Origin of the sequence: Leifsonia virtsii, from assembly GCF_030433675.1 — a bacterium.
GTDB classification, from domain to species: domain Bacteria; phylum Actinomycetota; class Actinomycetes; order Actinomycetales; family Microbacteriaceae; genus Leifsonia; species Leifsonia virtsii.
Map to the genome: position 1 here is coordinate 238,209 of NZ_JAROCB010000002.1, position 15,839 is coordinate 254,047.

15 protein-coding genes are annotated in these 15,839 nt (G+C 70.9%); 7 read left to right on the forward strand and 8 right to left on the reverse strand.

Features of this window, described 5'->3' with window-relative positions:
- Together P5G59_RS07145 and P5G59_RS07150 are read left to right on the forward strand one after the other, a co-directional pair.
- Window positions 1-969, forward strand: coding sequence for a glycoside hydrolase family 43 protein (locus P5G59_RS07145; RefSeq protein WP_301217387.1), 969 nt, complete (start codon window positions 1-3; stop codon window positions 967-969).
- The gene (locus P5G59_RS07150; RefSeq protein ID WP_301217389.1) at window positions 966-1,877 is read left to right on the forward strand and encodes a glycoside hydrolase family 43 protein; all 912 of its coding nucleotides are present in this window, start codon (window positions 966-968) and stop codon (window positions 1,875-1,877) included. The genes P5G59_RS07145 and P5G59_RS07150 overlap by 4 nt, the downstream gene beginning before the upstream one ends.
- A gap of 211 nt (window positions 1,878-2,088) precedes the next feature.
- Here the strand turns inward: P5G59_RS07150 and P5G59_RS07155 are convergent, their stop codons facing one another.
- Genes P5G59_RS07155 through P5G59_RS07165 form a run of 3 tightly spaced genes read right to left on the reverse strand, consistent with a single transcriptional unit; the run spans window position 2,089 to window position 5,320 of the window.
- Window positions 2,089-3,159 (reverse strand): threonine aldolase family protein, encoded by a 1,071-nt coding sequence (locus P5G59_RS07155; protein WP_301217391.1) that lies wholly within the window; start codon window positions 3,157-3,159, stop codon window positions 2,089-2,091.
- Window positions 3,156-3,878, reverse strand: a complete 723-nt coding sequence (locus tag P5G59_RS07160) for an SDR family oxidoreductase (RefSeq protein ID WP_301217393.1) — start codon at window positions 3,876-3,878, stop codon at window positions 3,156-3,158. Before P5G59_RS07160 ends, P5G59_RS07155 begins: the two co-directional genes overlap by 4 nt.
- Window positions 3,875-5,320 (reverse strand): DUF6421 family protein, encoded by a 1,446-nt coding sequence (locus P5G59_RS07165; protein ID WP_301217395.1) that lies wholly within the window; start codon window positions 5,318-5,320, stop codon window positions 3,875-3,877. The genes P5G59_RS07160 and P5G59_RS07165 overlap by 4 nt, the downstream gene beginning before the upstream one ends.
- A gap of 300 nt (window positions 5,321-5,620) precedes the next feature.
- On the opposite strand from P5G59_RS07165, the gene P5G59_RS07170 reads away from it, so the two are divergent.
- The 3 genes from P5G59_RS07170 (at window position 5,621) to P5G59_RS07180 (ending at window position 10,976) form a co-directional block, all read left to right on the forward strand.
- A complete protein-coding gene (locus P5G59_RS07170) occupies window positions 5,621-6,520 on the forward strand; it encodes an SDR family NAD(P)-dependent oxidoreductase (RefSeq protein WP_301217397.1) in 900 nt (299 codons plus the stop codon).
- 72 nt (window positions 6,521-6,592) lie between these two features.
- Window positions 6,593-9,394 (forward strand): Ig-like domain repeat protein, encoded by a 2,802-nt coding sequence (locus P5G59_RS07175; protein ID WP_301217399.1) that lies wholly within the window; start codon window positions 6,593-6,595, stop codon window positions 9,392-9,394.
- Between the two features lie 130 nt (window positions 9,395-9,524).
- Window positions 9,525-10,976: an APC family permease gene (locus P5G59_RS07180; protein WP_301217401.1), complete on the forward strand. Its 1,452-nt coding sequence runs from the start codon at window positions 9,525-9,527 to the stop codon at window positions 10,974-10,976.
- A gap of 261 nt (window positions 10,977-11,237) precedes the next feature.
- On the opposite strand, the gene P5G59_RS07185 is transcribed toward P5G59_RS07180, so the two are convergent.
- The gene (locus tag P5G59_RS07185; RefSeq protein WP_301217403.1) at window positions 11,238-11,516 is read right to left on the reverse strand and encodes a hypothetical protein; all 279 of its coding nucleotides are present in this window, start codon (window positions 11,514-11,516) and stop codon (window positions 11,238-11,240) included.
- Window positions 11,517-11,611: 95 nt separating this feature from the next.
- On the opposite strand from P5G59_RS07185, the gene P5G59_RS07190 reads away from it, so the two are divergent.
- On the forward strand, window positions 11,612-12,451 hold the full coding sequence (locus tag P5G59_RS07190) for an SDR family oxidoreductase (protein ID WP_301217405.1): 840 nt from the start codon (window positions 11,612-11,614) through the stop codon (window positions 12,449-12,451).
- Window positions 12,452-12,517: 66 nt separating this feature from the next.
- Here P5G59_RS07190 and P5G59_RS07195 read toward each other — a convergent pair whose 3' ends face one another.
- The 3 genes from P5G59_RS07195 to P5G59_RS07205 form a co-directional block, all read right to left on the reverse strand.
- Window positions 12,518-12,985 carry an SRPBCC family protein gene (locus P5G59_RS07195; protein ID WP_301217407.1) on the reverse strand — a complete coding sequence of 156 codons (468 nt, stop codon included), beginning with the start codon at window positions 12,983-12,985 and terminating at the stop codon, window positions 12,518-12,520.
- Between the two features lie 113 nt (window positions 12,986-13,098).
- Window positions 13,099-14,274, reverse strand: a complete 1,176-nt coding sequence (locus P5G59_RS07200) for a baeRF2 domain-containing protein (protein WP_301217409.1) — start codon at window positions 14,272-14,274, stop codon at window positions 13,099-13,101.
- The gene (locus tag P5G59_RS07205; protein WP_301217411.1) at window positions 14,271-14,564 is read right to left on the reverse strand and encodes a hypothetical protein; all 294 of its coding nucleotides are present in this window, start codon (window positions 14,562-14,564) and stop codon (window positions 14,271-14,273) included. The genes P5G59_RS07200 and P5G59_RS07205 overlap by 4 nt, the downstream gene beginning before the upstream one ends.
- 143 nt (window positions 14,565-14,707) lie before the next feature.
- Between P5G59_RS07205 and P5G59_RS07210 the strand changes: the two genes are divergently transcribed.
- A complete protein-coding gene (locus P5G59_RS07210; RefSeq protein ID WP_301217413.1) occupies window positions 14,708-14,902 on the forward strand; it encodes a DUF2795 domain-containing protein in 195 nt (64 codons plus the stop codon).
- 27 nt (window positions 14,903-14,929) lie between these two features.
- On the opposite strand, the gene P5G59_RS07215 is transcribed toward P5G59_RS07210, so the two are convergent.
- Window positions 14,930-15,832, reverse strand: a complete 903-nt coding sequence (locus tag P5G59_RS07215; RefSeq protein ID WP_301217415.1) for an ABC transporter permease — start codon at window positions 15,830-15,832, stop codon at window positions 14,930-14,932.
- Window positions 15,833-15,839: the final 7 nt, after the last annotated feature.

The window sequence follows — 15,839 nt, forward strand, 5'->3', positions numbered from 1 at the left end:
GTGCGCCGCCTCGCGGTCGCGGCCGCCGCGGCGTCCGCGCTCGTCGCCGGGCTCGCAGGGTGCTCCCCGGGCCCGGCGCCGAGCGCGGAGTCGTCGCCCGCGGTCGCGCCGTTCCAGGTCGACAGCGACTTCCCCGACCCCGGCGCCCTGGTCGTCGGCGACCGGGTCTACGCCTACGCGACGAACACGCCCGCCGTGAACGTCCAGGTCGCCACCAGCGACGACATGAAGACGTGGACGCTGAGCGACCGTGATGCGATGCCCGACCTGCCCTCATGGGCGCTCCCCGGCAAGACGTGGGCGCCCGGCCCGGCCGAGCTAGCCGACGGCCGGTTCGCCCTGTACTTCACCGCGTCGGACGCCGCCAGCCGGCACCAGTGCATCGGCGTCGCGTTCGCCGACAAGCCGGAGGGGCCGTTCACGTCGACCGCCGACAAGCCGTTGGTCTGCCCGGTCGACGAGGGCGGGGCGATCGACGCCAGTGTGACCGCCGACGCCGACGGTCAGCGCTACCTCGTGTGGAAGAACGACGGCAACTGCTGCGGCCTCGACACCTGGATCTCGGCGCAGCCCCTCGCCGCCGACGGCGCCTCCCTGACCGGTCAGCCCACGCGCCTGATCAAGCAGACCGAGGCGTGGGAGGGTCACCTCGTCGAGGCGCCGGTGATCGTGCGTCACGACGGCGCGTACGTGCTCCTGTACTCGGCGAACGACTACGGAAACTCGTCGTACGCGACGGGGGCCGCGACGGCCACGAGTCTCCTGGGCCCGTACACCAAGGCGAAGAAGCCGCTGCTCTCGACCGCGGGCTCGAAGGGACGCTACCTCGGGCCCGGCGGCGAGGACCTGGTCACCTTCCACGGCAAGGACTGGCTGCTGTTCCACTCCTGGGACGAGGCGTTCGCCTACCGCGGGATGGACGCCGCCCCTGTCACCTGGCGTGACGGACTCCCGGAGCCGTCGTCGTGACCGGTCGTGTCCTCCGCGTCGGCCGGCACCGGGGTCCGGTCTGGAGCGGCTACTTCGCCGACCCGTTCGTCCTGCGTCTGTCGGACGGGGGCTACGTCGCCTACGGCACGCATCCCGGCAGCGACGGCGACCGTGTCTTCGAGGCGCTCGTCTCGCCCGACCTGGCCGGATGGGAGAGCGCGGGCGCCGTGCTCGAGCGCCTGCCCGCAGACTTCGGCGACGACTACTGGGCGCCCGAGGTGGCGGAGGCCGGCGGCGCGTTCTGGATGTACTACTCGGTCGGCCGCGGCATCGACGGCCACCACCTGCGGGTGGCGCGCGCGGACTCCGCCACCGGTCCGTTCCACGACGTGGGCGCGGACCTCACCCCGGGCGAGGTCTTCGCGATCGACGCGCACCCGTTCCGCGACGTCGACGGCCGCTGGTACCTCTTCTTCGCACGGGACGTGCTCGACCACGAGCGGCCGGGCACGCACCTCGCGGTCGCTCGTCTGGCCGACGGGATGACCGCGCTTGACGGCCCCATCGTGCCGGTGCTCGCGCCGAACGCCGACTGGCAGCTGTATGAGCGCGATCGCCTCATCCATGGCCGCCGCTTCGACTGGCACACGCTGGAGGGTCCTGCGGTGCTGCACCGCGAGGGACGCTACTGGCTGACCTACTCCGGCGGCGCATGGACCGGGGAGCGCTACGCCGTCGGGGTGGCCGTCGCCGACCATCCCCTCGGCCCGTGGGAGCACGTCGACCAGCCGCCGCTCCTGCGCAGCGGCGGCGGCCTGCGCGGCCCCGGGCACAACTCGCTGACCGTCGCGCCGGACGGTTCGGACGTCATCGCCTTCCACTCCTGGAACGCGGACGCGTCGGCGCGGCAGCTGCATCTCGGCACGCTCGAGGTGGTCGACGCCTGAAGCCGAGCGTCCGCCGTTAAACCACGATGCCGGGCTGTGGGAAGACTAGGGTTTCTTCACACGGCCCGGCATGCGTTCGGGGTTGCGCCGGTGGATTATTCGGGTTCCCCCGGCGTTCTTCGAGGATACACGACAATGCGACTTCGTGTGGGCCAAATGGAGGACAATTTTGTACCCCGGTCCGTCCCCAGTTTGAGGGGCACGCCTCGGGTCAGGCGCCGAGCTCCTGCTTGAGGGCGGCGACGAAGGCGTCGATGTCGTCCTCGGTGGTGTCGAAGGAGCACATCCAGCGCACCTCGTTGTTGGCGGCATCCCAGTCGTAGAACCGGAAGTGCTCGCGCAGCCGGTCGGCCACGCCGCTCGGCAGCGTGGCGAACACCCCGTTCGCCTGCGTCTCCTGGCTGAAGCCGACGCCCTGGATGCTGCCGTCGGCGATGCCTGCCTCCAGCGCGTTCCGCAGCCGCGTCGCCATGGCGTTGGCGTGCCCGGCCGACCGCAGGTACAGGTCGTCGGTGAGCAGCGCGATCAGCTGCGCCGAGATGAACCGCATCTTCGAGGCGAGCTGCATGTTCAGCTTGCGGAGGTAGATCAGCCCCTCGGACGCCGCCGGGTTGAGCACGACGACCGCCTCGCCGTACAGCATCCCGTTCTTCGTGCCGCCGAAGCTGAGCACGTCGACGCCGGCGTCGGTGGTGAACGCCCGCAGCGGCACACCGAGCGTTGCCGCCGCGTTCGAGATGCGGGAGCCGTCCATGTGCAGCTTCATGCCCTTGGCGTGCACGTGGTCGGCGATCGCGCGGATCTCCTCCACCGTGTAGGCCGTGCCGAGCTCGGTCGTCTGGGTGATGGACACGACGAGCGGCTGCGCGCGGTGCTCGTCGCCCCATCCCCACGCCTCACGGTCGATGAGCTCGGGCGTGAGCTTGCCGTCCGGTGTCTCCACGGTCAGCAGCTTGATGCCGGCGACCTTCTCGGGCGCCCCGGCCTCGTCGGTGTTGATGTGCGCGGTCTTGGCGCAGACCACGGCGCCCCAGCGCGGCAGCATCGACTGCAGTCCGACGACGTTGGCGCCGGTGCCGTTGAAGACCGGATAGACCTCGACGCCCTCGCCGAAGTGCTCGGCGAACACCTCGTGCAGCCGTGCGGTGTAGACGTCCTCGCCGTAGGCGATCTGGTGACCGCTGTTGGCGGCGGAGATGGCGTCGAGGATCTCGGGATGCACGCCCGCGTAGTTGTCGGAGGCGAAACCGCGGAGGGAGAGGTCGTGGAGTTGAAGCGTCACGGTTCCATCTTTCCAGGCGTGAGGGCGATCCGCTGGCCGTTGACCTCGGCCGCCTCCGCATCCCACAGCCCCACGACCTCCTCGCCGAGCCGCGCCTCCAGGCCTTCGAGCGTCTTCACGACGAAGACGGTCGCCGCCGACTGCGGCGCCTGCTTGGCGAAGCCCTGCGCGATCGCGCGGACCCAGGCGTCGGCCGCGGCCTTCGCCGCAGCGTAGTTGGCGCCGCCCGGGTAGGGCTTGTCGACCGCGGTCGACGACACGATCGCCAGGCGCCCGGCGGGGGAGGCGGCGAGGTCATCGAAGAAGACGCGCGTGGTGTTGCGGAGGGTGCGGAAGGCGCGCTCCAGGAAGTCCCAGTCCTCGTCGCTCTGCCCGGCGATCCCGCCGCCGCCGCGCCAGCCGCCGACGAGGTGGATGAGGCCGTCGAGGCGGCCGAACTTCAGGTGGATGCGCATTGCCAGCTCGGCGACGGCGTCCCGGTCGGCGAGGTCGCACGCGCGTGTGTCCACGCCGGGCACCGCGGCCTCCAGGGCGTCCAGCGCCTCCTGCCGGGTGCCGACCGCGAGGACGCGGGCGCCCGCGGCGACGAGGGCCCGGGCGACGGCCTCGCCGGAGGAGCTGGTCGCCCCGGCGATGAGGACGAGGCGGCCCGCCGCGCCGGACGGCCCGGCCTCCGAAGAGGGCCGGGCCGCCGGGTGCGCCGTCTGCGCGTCGGTCATACGGCGTCCGTCGTGCCGGTGATCCCTGCGGTGGACTCGATGACCGCCGCCATCTTCTTGTTGAGGGCCTCGTAGAACATCGAGAGCGGGAACTCGTCGTCCAGCACCTGGTCGGTGTAGCCCTTCGGCGGACCGGCGAGCACCTCGTCCGAGAGCCCGCGCGCCCAGTTGGAGGCCGGGTGCGGGGTCAGCGTCTCGGTGAGCATCTCGTACGCCGCCAGCCAGTGCGCCACCTTCGGCCGGTCGATCGACCGCCAGTAGAGGTCGTTGATCCGGTCGCTGAGGGCGACGACCACGTCGGGCACGTTCTCCCAGTCGATGGTGAGCTGCGTGTCCGTCCAGTGCAGCACGTCGTGCTGGTGCATCCACGCGAACAGCAGCTGGCCGCCGAGCCCGTCGTAGTTGCGCACACGGCTGCCGGTGATCGCGAAGCGGAAGATGCGGTCGAAGATCACCGCGTACTGCACCAGGTGGGCGTGGTCGCGGATCGCGCGCTGAGCGTCCGAGAGCTCCGACTCGGGCAGCGCGCTGAGCTCGCGCTCGAGCTTCACCGACTCGCGGAACGCCGTCAGGTCGCAGCGCAGCTCCTCCAGCGAGTAGAGGAAGAACGGCATCCGCTGCTTGATCATGAACGGGTCGAACGGCAGGTCGCCGCGCATGTGGCTGCGGTCGTGGATGATGTCCCACATCACGAAGGTCTCCTCCGTGAGGTGCTGGTCGTCCAGCATCGCGGCCGCGTCGTCCGGCAGCTCCAGCTTGGTGATCTCGGCGGCGGCGCGCACCACGCGGCGGTAGCGCGCGGCCTCGCGGTCCTGGAAGATCGCGCCCCAGGTGAACTGCGGGATCTCGCGCATCGCGACGGTCTCCGGGAACAGCACCGCGGAGTTGGTGTCGTAGCCGGGCGTGAAGTCGACGAACCGCAGCGCGACGAACAGCTTGTTGCCGTAGTCGCCCGCCTCGAGCTCCGCCACGAACTCCGGCCAGATCACCTCGACCAGCAGCGCCTCGACGTGACGGTCGGGGCTGCCGTTCTGCGTGTACATCGGGAACACGACCAGGTGGCCGAGCCCGTCCACGCGGTGCTGCTGCGGCTGGAACTCGTTCAGCGAGTCGAGGAAGTCGGGCACGCCGAAGCCCTCGTCCGCCCAGCGGGCGAAGTCGCGCTGCAGGGCGGCGAGGTAGAACGCGTCGTGCGGGAACGCCGGTGCGAGTGCGGCGATCGAGTCGACGATGGTGCGGACGTGCTCGGCTGCGGCCGGCCGATCGGACTCCTGCTCGACCGAGCCGTCCTTGACCTGGAGCGCCTGCAGTGCGACGGCGGCGTCCTTGAGGCGCAGCCATGCGGGATCGTTCGCGACCTCGCGGACCGGGCGGCCGTCCTCGACGACCTCGGGCTCTCCGACAATCGCGTCAGCAGTGTAGTTCTGGACGAATTGAGACATGACGAACCTCCCGTCGCTGGTCGGCCGCTCGCACGCGGCAGTGATGTGGATGAATCGAGCCTATCCGGGGATCGCAAGCGTTTTGTTGCCCATTCCGGCGGAAAAGTGCGCGATCAGCCGCGCAAGCGCAGCTATTCGCCGCCCCCGCGGCCCTCTCGATCTGTGGGACGCAACACGCCGCAACGGCAGGTGCCGACGCGGCGTGTTGCGTCCCATGGATCGTCGGGGGGTGCCCACACCCGCGCGCGCAGGCGCATACGGTACGAGGCGCGGCAGTCGCAGGCCTGCGATGATGGGGGCATGGCGAGGACGGTTCGTGGCGCGCGCGTGCTGATCACCGGCGCCGCTTCGGGGATGGGGCGGCTGTACGCCGAGCGCGCGGTGCTCGAGGGGGCACGCGCGGTCGTGCTGTGGGACCGCGACGAGGCCGCGCTGACCGAGCTGACGCACCGGCTGCGCCGGGAGATCCTCGCAGGACGCACCGCCGCCGCGTGGGGCGCGCCGGAGGGCTCGCCCAGCTCGTCGGCCGGGCGCCCGGCGACGACGGTGCTGCCGTACGTCGTCGACCTGTCGGAGCTCGGCGCGATCGCGCAGAGCGCGCAGGCGGTGCGCAAGGAGCTGGGCGGCATCGACGTCCTCATCAACAACGCGGGGATCGTCCGCGGCAAGTTCTTCTGGGAGCACGACAACGGCGAGGACACCCGCCCGACCATGCAGGTCAACGCGCTCGCGCCCATGTACGTGACGCGGGAGTTCCTGCCCGGGATGCTGCAGAGCGCCCGCGAGGCCCGTATCGTCAACATCGCCTCCGCCGCCGGCACCATCGCGAACCCCCGCATGAGCGTCTACGCCGCGAGCAAGTGGGCGGTGATCGGCTGGAGCGACAGCGTCCGGCTGGAGCTGAAGCGGCAGGGCTTCGGGCACGTCAAGGTGACGACGGTCGCCCCCAGCTACATCGACACCGGGATGTTCGAGGGTGCGCGCGGGCCGCTGCTGACCCCGGTGATGACACCGGAGTACGTGGTCGACCGGGTATGGACGGCGATGCTCGCCGGTAGGCCGATGCTGATGCTGCCGTGGACGGTCGGGCTGGCGAAGACGCTGCGCGGCATCCTGCCCGTGCGGGCCTGGGATGCGATCGCCGGCCGAATGTTCGGTGTATACGACTCCATGAACGACTTCACAGGGAGGGCGGGGTAGGACAGACCCGACCCCGAAACGTTTCCCGTGAGCGGCGCCTGTGCGCCGCCGCCCTCCCGAACGAGAGTTTTCTTGCGCCCGAAACATGCCGACCGTCCCGTATTCCGTTCCTCCCTTCGCACCGCGCTGACCGGCATCGCCGCGCTCGCCGTCGTCGCGACCGCCCTCGTGACCGGCTCCGCCTCGTACGGCGCCGCGCCGACGCAGACGACCTTCGTCGATGAGGGCTTCACCGGCACGACCGCCGGGAGCGGCTACACGCTTCCCGGGGCTCCCTCCGGTGTCAACCAGGCGTGCCTGACCGCGCGCAGCAGCACCGTGCCGACGGCCACGGACACGATCCCCGGGTGCGGCGGGACGGTGGACGCCGACGGCAATGGTGCGCTCCGGCTCACCTCGGCCAGCCTCAACCAGACCGGCGGTGTCGGCGCCCGCCAGTCCGTGCCGATCACGAAGGGCATCGACGCGGTCTTCGACAGCTACCAGTACAACGGCACGGCCGACGGAACCGGCACCACCGCCGACGGCATCGTCTTCTACCTGGCGGCGACCGACCCGTACAACCCTGCGGTTCCGACCCAGATCGGGCAGCTCGGAGGGTCGCTGGGCTACAGCAGCACGACCAGCCAGAGCGGCCTCGCCCACGCCTACCTCGGCATCGGCCTCGACCGGTACGGCAACTTCAACAATGTCGCCTTCGGCGGCAACGGCTGCCCGGGCGACGCCGGACGCGGCAGGTTCCCGAACAGCGTCACCGTCCGCGGCCCGGGCAACGGCACCACGGGGTACTGCGTCGTGAGGTCGACCGCGCCGACCACGATGGTGGGCTCGCTCAGCAAGAGCGGCGTGACGGACAGGTCGCAGGCCAAGGTCCCGGTGGAGATCGTCATCAATCCGACCGGATCGTCGCTCCCCGCGCAGAAGGCGACCGACGTCACGGTGCCCGCCGGCACCTTCGCCGTCATCTTCACGCCGATCGGCGGCACGCGTCAGGTGCTCACCGGACCTCTGCCGCAGCTCGACCCCGCCGGCAACCAGGCCGGTGTCCCCGGCTCGTGGATCGACCCCGCGACCAAGTACCCGTACAAGCTCACCTACGGCTGGGTGGCCGGGACGGGTGGCGCGTCCGACGTGCACGAGGTGAACTACCTCGAGGCCACGACGGTGGCGGGCCCGGTCCCGGTGCTCTCCGCCACCGCGTCCGGCGACGCCGGCGTCGCACACGCGGGCAACGGCACGTACACCGTCACCCCGACGGTCACGAGCGACGGCGGGACGGAGTCGCAGCTCATCCGGACCACGACCACCTTCCCCGCCGGGGTCCAGCCGGCGCTCCCCACGGCCGCCGCGGGCTGGTCGTGCTCGATCGCCGGCCAGGTCGAGACCTGCGACTACGCGGTGGACGCGTCCGCCCCGATCCAGCCGGGCACCGCTCTGCCCGCGCTGTCGCTGCCGTACACGGTCTCGGGCGCCGCACGCACCGTCACTGTCTCGACGGTGATCGCGTCGACCGACGCGGAGGCCGTCACGGTGTCCCGTGACGTCGCGATCCAGCCGCAGCAGGTCCTCGTGACCGCCGGCGACGTGACGGCGCAGCACGGTGCGACCGCCGCCCTCACGGCGACCGTCGCCTCCACGGCGAGCAGCGCGGCCACGACGCCGACCGGGACGGTGACCTTCACCGATGAGGCGACGAACCAGGTGCTCTGCACGGCGCCCCTGTCCCAGGGCGTGGCGACGTGCACGACGGTCGCCGGGGCGATCGGCGCCCACACGGTCCTGGTCGGCTACTCGGGTGACGGGGATCACGCAGCGGTGACGGGCGCGGACCGCCCGACCCTGAGGCTCACGGTCACCAAGGTCTCCGTGACGTTGGACCTCTCGGTCGCCCCGTCGGAGGTGCCGTACGGGACCGCGGCGACGCTGTCGGCGCTCGGGATCCCGTCCGACGCGCAGGGGACGCTCACGTTCTCGAGCGCGGCGGGCGAGCTGTGCACGACCACCCTGCCGGTCACCAGCTGCCCGACCCCGTCCTCGCTGGCCGCGGGCACCTACGCCGTCAGCGTCGCCTACTCGGGCGATGCGACGTACAGCGCAGCGACCTCCGGCACCGCGCCGCTGACCGTCCGGAAGGCGACGGCGACGATCGGAGGACCGGGCACCACCGGCGGCGGCAACGGCGGTAACGGCGGAAACGGCGGAAACGGCGGTAACGGCGGCGACACCGTGACCGTGACGCACGGCGGCACCACCGACCTCACGGTCGATGGGCTCCCCACCGACGCGACGGGGACGATCTCCTTCGTCACCGACGACGGCACCGTGCTCTGCACCGCCACCCTGCCGGCGACCACCTGTGCCCTGCCGGACGACCTGCCGGGCGGCGAGTACACCGTCCACTCGGTCTACAGCGGCGACGACAACTACGAGAGCGTCACGGGGCCGACGTTCACGCTGCGCGTCACCGCGCAGAAGACCGCACTCGCGGCGCGTTCGTCGGTGACCGGGTCCGGTGCGACGCTGACCGTGAGCGGTCTGCCCGCGGGTGCGACCGGGACGGTCGTCTTCCGCGACGCGGACGGTCGCCAGCTGTGCACGGTCACCCTCCCTGCCACGTCGTGCCGGGCAGAGGGCCTCGCCGTCGGAACGCACTCGATCACCGCGACGTACAGCGGCGACGCGTCGTTCGCCTCGTCCACGTCGATCGTCACGGTCACGGTCACCGCCAGCGCCGATCCGGCGCTCGCGTCGACCGGCTCCACGGTGGCGATCGGCACAGGCATCGCCGGCGCTGTGGCGCTGCTGGTGCTCGGCGGTGTGCTCCTCCTGGTGCGGCGCCGCCGGTCGGCGCCGGGCGACGGCGCCGAAGCCTGACGCGACGACAGGAGGGCCCCCCGACGGGCGGCCCTCCTGTCCGCCCGGTTCGGATTACGGCCACCGGGACTCCCGATTCTGTGAGAACTCACATACAGTGGCGTTCACGATTCGAACAAGGGAGCCGAGCGTGAGCGATCCTTCGTGGACCCAGGTGGTCAAGACCGTCGAACCGGAGCAGCCCGAGCTGAAACGCGCGCTCGGGCCCGGCCTGCTGCTCCTGTTCATCGTCGGCGACATCCTCGGCACCGGGGTCTACGCGCTCACTGGGCAGGTGGCCGCCGAGGTGGGCGGAGCGGCGTGGCTGCCGTTCCTGCTCGCGTTCGCCGTGGCGACGGTGACGGCGTTCTCCTACCTCGAGCTCGTCACCAAGTACCCGCAGGCGGCGGGGGCGGCGCTGTACACGCACAAGGCGTTCGGCATCCACTTCTTCACGTTCATCGTGTGCTTCATCGTGATGACCTCGGGCATCACGTCGGCGTCGACGGCCTCCCGTGCGTTCGCGGTGAACCTGACGATCGGGTTCGGCCTGCCGAACGACAATCTCACGACTCTTCTGATCGCGCTCGCGTTCATCGTGCTGATCATGCTGGTCAATCTCCGCGGCGTGTCCGAGAGCGTCTGGCTGAACGTGGTGCTCACGCTGGTCGAGCTGTCCGGCCTGCTGCTCGTCATCTTCATCGGGATGTGGGCGATCGCCGGCGGCAACGCCGACTGGTCGCGGGTGGTCGCGTTCGAGACCCCTGAGGACAAGGGCGTGCTGCTGGCGGTCAGCACGGCCACCTCGCTCGCGTTCTTCGCGATGGTCGGCTTCGAGGACTCGGTCAACATGGCCGAGGAGACCAAGGAGCCGAGCCGCATCTTCCCGAAGATGATGCTCAGCGGCCTCGGCATTGCAGCCGTCATCTACGTGCTGGTCTCGATCACCGTGGTGGCGCTCGTGCCGATCGGGCAGCTCGCCGGCAGCGAGACCCCGCTCGTCACGGCCGTCGAGGCGGCGGCTCCCGGCTTCCCGATCAACGACCTGCTGCCGTTCATCTCGATGTTCGCCGTCGCCAACACGGCCCTCATCAACATGATGATGGCGAGCCGTCTGCTCTACGGCATGAGCAAGCAGAAGGTGCTGCCGCCGTTCCTGGCGAAGGTGTCGCCGAAGCGCAGGACGCCGTGGACGGCCATCCTGTTCACCACGGCCCTCGCGGTCGGCCTGATCGGCTACGTGTCGCTCGACCCGAAGGGCTCGATCGTGGCGCTCCTCGGCGGCACGACGTCCCTGCTCCTGCTCGCGGTGTTCGCGGTGGTGAACGTTGCGGTGCTCGTGCTGCGGAAGCAGCCGGTCGACCACAAGCACTTCCGTGCGCCGACCGTCCTCCCGATCGTGGGCGCGATCACCTGCCTGTACCTGGTCTTCCCCTGGACTTCCGGCCGCCCGGGCGGCCAGTACACGATCGCGCTCGGGCTGCTCGCGATCGGCGTGCTGCTCTGGGTGGCGGAGCGCATCTACGCGGCGGCCGCGAAGCGGCGGTCCGGGGAGCACACGAGAGGCGGGACCGAGGAGGAAGAGGAGGCTTCCCGTCGATGATATGCATTTATAGCGACCTATAGCTTCTTGCTATAACTTCCCATAAGTTGCTAGAACGGCTGAATGGATCCGGTCAGAAATCCCTACGCTCCGGGCGCGGGTAGAAAGCCCGCGGCGCTTGTCGGCCGCGACCTCGCTCTCCGAGAGTGGATGACAGATCTGTGGTCTATGCGCCCGAATACGGGGTGATCGCCTTCACGGTTCCCGGTATGGCAGCCTTCGTTCTCCGGCAGCGCTCCTGAATCGCCTTGCAGCGTCCCGCTACGCGTCCCCCGCCCGGTGGCGGGGCTCGCCGCGCTCGACGATGGTCGCCGGGTCGAGGTCGTCCTCCGGCGGCACGGGCACGTCGCCGACGTCGTCCGGTCCGCCGGTTCCCGGGCGGACGGTGTCGCCGGTGGACTCCGACTGCTTCACCTCGGTCTCGCGCTCGCTCGACGGGCTGTAGGAGCGGTCCTTGGCTGTCTGGTCCGCGTCGATCTGGTGCTGGTCGGGGGCGACGTCCTGGTCGGCTGCGTCGCGCTGGTCGGGGGAGGCGTTCATTGGAGGGACGGTACGCGCACATCCCGGGTGGCCCAAGCCCCTGACGGGCTCCCGTGCGCGGTGTTGCCTGGTGGGACGACGAATGGAGGTCATGGATGTCTTTCCCTGAACAGCAGCAGCAACCGCCCGGCCGCACGGACGAGATGGATCCGCGCCCGGACCACGGCGAGGAGAGCTACCGCGGGAGCGGGAAGCTGACCGGAAAGGTCGCCCTCATCACCGGGGCCGACAGCGGCATCGGCAAGGCGGTCGCCATCGCCTACGCGCGCGAGGGCGCCGACGTCGCCATCTCCTACCTGGAGGAGGACGACGACGCGGAGGACACCGCGACCTGGGTGCGGGAGGCCGGCCGGAGGGCGCTCCTGCTGCGCGGGGACGTGTCCGACCCGCAGCACTGCCGCGACCTGGTGGCCCGCACGGTCGAGGAGCTCGGCGGGCTCGACATCCTGGTCAGCAACGCGGCCTACCAGATGACGCACGAGTCGCTGGAGGAGATCCCGGACGAGGAGTGGGACCACACGATCGCGACCAACGTGTCCGCGTTCTTCCACCTGACGAAGGCGGCCGTCCCGCACCTGAAGCCAGGGTCGAGCATCATCGGCTCGTCGTCGGTGAACTCCGACATGCCGTCTCCGACGCTGCTTCCCTACGCGGCGACGAAGGCGGCGATCGCGAACATGACGGCGTCACTGGCGCAGCTGCTCGGGGAGAAGGGCATCCGCGCCAACAGCGTCGCGCCCGGACCGATCTGGACGCCGCTGATCCCGTCGACCATGCCCGTCGAGAAGGTCACCCAGTTCGGGAGCGACACCCCTCTCGGGCGTGCGGGCCAGCCGGCCGAGCTCGCGCCGGTGTACGTGCTGCTCGCCTCCGACGAGGGCTCGTACATCTCGGGTGCGCGGGTGGCGGTCACGGGCGGCCGTCCCGTCCTGTAGCCCACGCACGAGAACGGCGCCGGTGGTCAGGCCGCCGGCGCCGTTCGCGTGTTCGAGGCTGAGCGGTCAGACCGTCTCGCCGCGGTCGACCTCACCGCGCCAGGCGCCGGTCTCGCCGCCCTGCGACTCGATGAACTCCTTGAAGTTCTTGAGGTCCTTCTTCACCGCGTGGTCGTCGAGGCCGAAGACCTGGCCGACCTTCTCCAGCGCGTCCGACGGCGCCCACTCCAGCTGGACCGTCACCTTGGTCTCCGTGTCGGAGAGGCGGTGGAAGGTGACGACACCGGCGTGCTCGGTGTCGCCGGCGACCGACTTCCACGCCACGCGCTCGTCGGGGATCTGCTCGGCGATGACGGTGTCGAACTGGCGCTCCACGCCGCCGATCTTGACCCGCCAGTGGTTGGTGGTGTCGTCCACCTGGGTGATCTCCTCCACCTCGTCGAGGAAGTGGGGGAAGGACTCGAACTGGGTCCACTGGTTGTACGCCGTCGTGACGGGCACGTTCACGTCGATGGACTCGGTCACTGCAGCCATGTCGGCTCCTTTCGTAACGCTTCTTGTTGTGGCGATCGGCCCCGACGCTAGGCCGGGCGCCGCGAGCGAGGTAGGGGATGGATTTCCCAGGTTGATCGTGGAAAGGCCGGCGCTCACACGGACTGCGGCGGCCCGACCGGCCAGCGCAGCAGCGCTGCGGCGGGCGCGTCGTCCGGCAGCTCGCCGTGGGAGACCACGATCACGCGGGCGTCGGTCAGGACCGCGGCGCGCGCGATCGCCACCGACGCGGGGACCACCCCCAGCTCGCCCGCGCCGAAGTCCTGCTCCGGGGCGGTGGCGATCCACGGCTGCGCGTCGAGCGCGATCGCGCGGCGCTGCCCGTCGTGGGTGCGCTCGGCCTCGCGCGGCACGCACACCAGCACGGTGTCGGCCTGGCTCTGCTCGAGCGCGGCCACGACCTCGCCGACGCCGAGCGCCTCGCTCCGGCCCTCGCCCTCCGAGCGGGTGAAGATGCGCTCAAGCGCCGCCCGCTCGTCCTCCGCGGCGACACGCGCGACGGCCTCCTCGAAGTGCCGGAACAGCTCGGCCTGGTCGTCGCCCGGCGTCGCCTCCAGCTGCTCGGAGACGAGCACGGCCTTCGCCGCCGCAGGCAGCTCCTCGGTGAGGAGTTCGACGGCGCGCACATCCCCCGCGACCAGGACAAGTCGAGGATGGAAGCGCTCGACCAGCTCCCCGACCCGCTCTGCGACCATCGCCTCGTTGTGCTTCCAGGTGTCCTCGACGTAGTGCTGGTAGCGGAGCTGCGCCCAGCCGCCGGAGGGGACCTTGTGCACGATCCCGTCCGGGTCGCCCTGCACGCGTTCGGCGTCGCCCGCCGAGGGCGCCGTCTCACCGCCGGCGGACGGGTCCAGGTCCGGACCGCGGTGCCAGATGGTCGCGCCCTCGCGGGACGCCTCCACCAGCAGGGCGTGGAAGTCGAACGCGTCCCGGGCGAGCAGGGGGAGAGGGTCGATCACGGGAGCATGCCACGCCCATCCGTCGCGCGGGATGGCGCCGAGCATGACCTGGTTCACCTCGACCCTGCCGTCGCGGACCGCGAGGAACCGGGCACTCGGGCTCGGGGTGTCGTGCTCGGCGGTGAGGGCGGCCTCCACCGCGTCGCGGTCGGGCTGCGGCGCGCCCTGCTCCTCCAGCGAGTCCAGCAGCGAGCGGTGACGCAGATCGACCGTGCGCTTGGGGTCGGGGAGGTCTCGGGAGATGTCCGCCAGCACCGTCGTCCACGGCCCCGGCTCGGCGAGCAGGGGGCCCAGGATGTCGCGCGCGGTCATCGGGAGTCCTCCTCGCCGGTCTCGGTGCTGAACACCACGGGATCCGGGCCGGTCGCGCCCGGGTCGCCGGGGTCCTCGGCGCCGGTCACGTCGTCGTCCGCGGCCCGCTCCTCTCCGTCGATCCCGGAGGCGGCCACCACCTCCTGGTCGTCCGTGTCGTCGGGCATCGGCTCGGTCTGCCGCCACTCCTCGACGTGGCTGGGACCGTGACCCTGCACGAAGGGCTGCGCCTCGTGGGCCAGCTGCTCGTCCTGGGCCGGTCCGTGCTTCGTGTTGCCTCGTTCGGCCATGTCGTTCTCCTTCCACGTGTGAAGGCCCGTGTGGGCCCGAACGCGACCGAACGAACCACCGGCCCGAGGAGGCTGCAACCTCTTGCCAGCGGACGAGATGGGGGTAGGCGTGGAGGCGTTCACACGAACGGAAGGAGAACGACATGGCCGATCGCCCCATCCAGATCGACGTGCAGAAGTACCTGAGCGGGGTGGACTACCCGGCGAGCAAAGCCGACCTGGTCGGCACCGCGCAGGGTCAGGGCGCTCCGAAGGAGGTCGTCGACGCGCTCGAAGGCCTGCCGGACCGCGAGTTCGACAGTCCGGTGCAGGTCACGGAGGGCATCGGCGGCAGCTGAGCCGCCGAAAAGTCCGGCGCCGCGGCCTCAGGCCCAGCGCCGGGCCGCCCAGCGCTCGAACAGGCCGAGCAGCGAGTCGGTGATCTTGCCGAGCACGGCCAGCAGGATGATCGCGAGGAAGAGGCGGTCGGTGCGGCCGTTGTTCTGCGAGTCGCTCAGCAGGAAGCCGAGTCCCATCGACGACGCGATCAGCTCGGCGGCGACGAGGAACAGCCACGCCTGGGCGAGAGCGAGCCGGAGGCCGGAGATGACCGACGGCAGCACTGCGGGCAGCTGGACCGTGGTGAACAGGCGGACGCCGTTCAGGCCGAACGCGCGTCCCGCCTCCACCAGGTGGCGGTCGACGTGCTTGAGGGCCGCGGCGACGGTCGTGTAGACGGGGAAGAACGCGCCGATCGCGATCAGGATGATCTTGGAGTCCTCGCCGATCTTGAACCACAGGATCAGCAGCGGCACCCAGGCGAGCGACGGGACCGCCCGGATGGCGGCGAGGGTCGGGCTGAACAGGATGTCCGACCAGCGCGACAGCCCGACCAGCGCCCCCAGCAGCAGGCCGAGCGCCGCGCCGATCGCGAAGCCGATCAGTACGCGCTGGGTCGAGATAGCGACGTACTGCCCGAGCAGGCCGCGCTGCGCGAGGTCGACCGCCGCCTCCCACACCATCGCGGGCGTCGGCAACTGCGACGACGTGAACGCGCCGGAGGTCGCGGCGACCTGCCAGACCACGAGCAGGATCACCGGGATGAGGAACCCGGCGGTGATCCGCACCCAGCGGCGGGAGGCCAGCGGGACGCGGGAGCCCGCCGGCCCCGGCCCCGGATCCGGTCGCGGCCGCTCGCGGGCGACCGAGATGCCGCCCGCGCCGGCCAGCCCGGCGCCGCCCGCGTAGATCAGCGGGCCCTCGCCTCCCGGCGCGTTGCTCGTCGTCATGGTGTCC

Excerpts from the sequence above, each read along its gene's own strand:
- P5G59_RS07160 (WP_301217393.1), bottom strand. The coding sequence starts at position 3,878 with ATGACCGACGCGCAGACGGCGCACCCGGCGGCCCGGCCCTCTTCGGAG.
- P5G59_RS07165 (WP_301217395.1), bottom strand. The coding sequence starts at position 5,320 with ATGTCTCAATTCGTCCAGAACTACACTGCTGACGCGATTGTCGGAGAG.
- P5G59_RS07170 (WP_301217397.1), top strand. The coding sequence starts at position 5,621 with ATGGCGAGGACGGTTCGTGGCGCGCGCGTGCTGATCACCGGCGCCGCT.
- P5G59_RS07185 (WP_301217403.1), bottom strand. The coding sequence starts at position 11,516 with ATGAACGCCTCCCCCGACCAGCGCGACGCAGCCGACCAGGACGTCGCC.
- P5G59_RS07190 (WP_301217405.1), top strand. The coding sequence starts at position 11,612 with ATGTCTTTCCCTGAACAGCAGCAGCAACCGCCCGGCCGCACGGACGAG.
- P5G59_RS07195 (WP_301217407.1), bottom strand. The coding sequence starts at position 12,985 with ATGGCTGCAGTGACCGAGTCCATCGACGTGAACGTGCCCGTCACGACG.
- P5G59_RS07200 (WP_301217409.1), bottom strand. The coding sequence starts at position 14,274 with ATGACCGCGCGCGACATCCTGGGCCCCCTGCTCGCCGAGCCGGGGCCG.
- P5G59_RS07205 (WP_301217411.1), bottom strand. The coding sequence starts at position 14,564 with ATGGCCGAACGAGGCAACACGAAGCACGGACCGGCCCAGGACGAGCAG.
- P5G59_RS07210 (WP_301217413.1), top strand. The coding sequence starts at position 14,708 with ATGGCCGATCGCCCCATCCAGATCGACGTGCAGAAGTACCTGAGCGGG.
- P5G59_RS07215 (WP_301217415.1), bottom strand. The coding sequence starts at position 15,832 with ATGACGACGAGCAACGCGCCGGGAGGCGAGGGCCCGCTGATCTACGCG.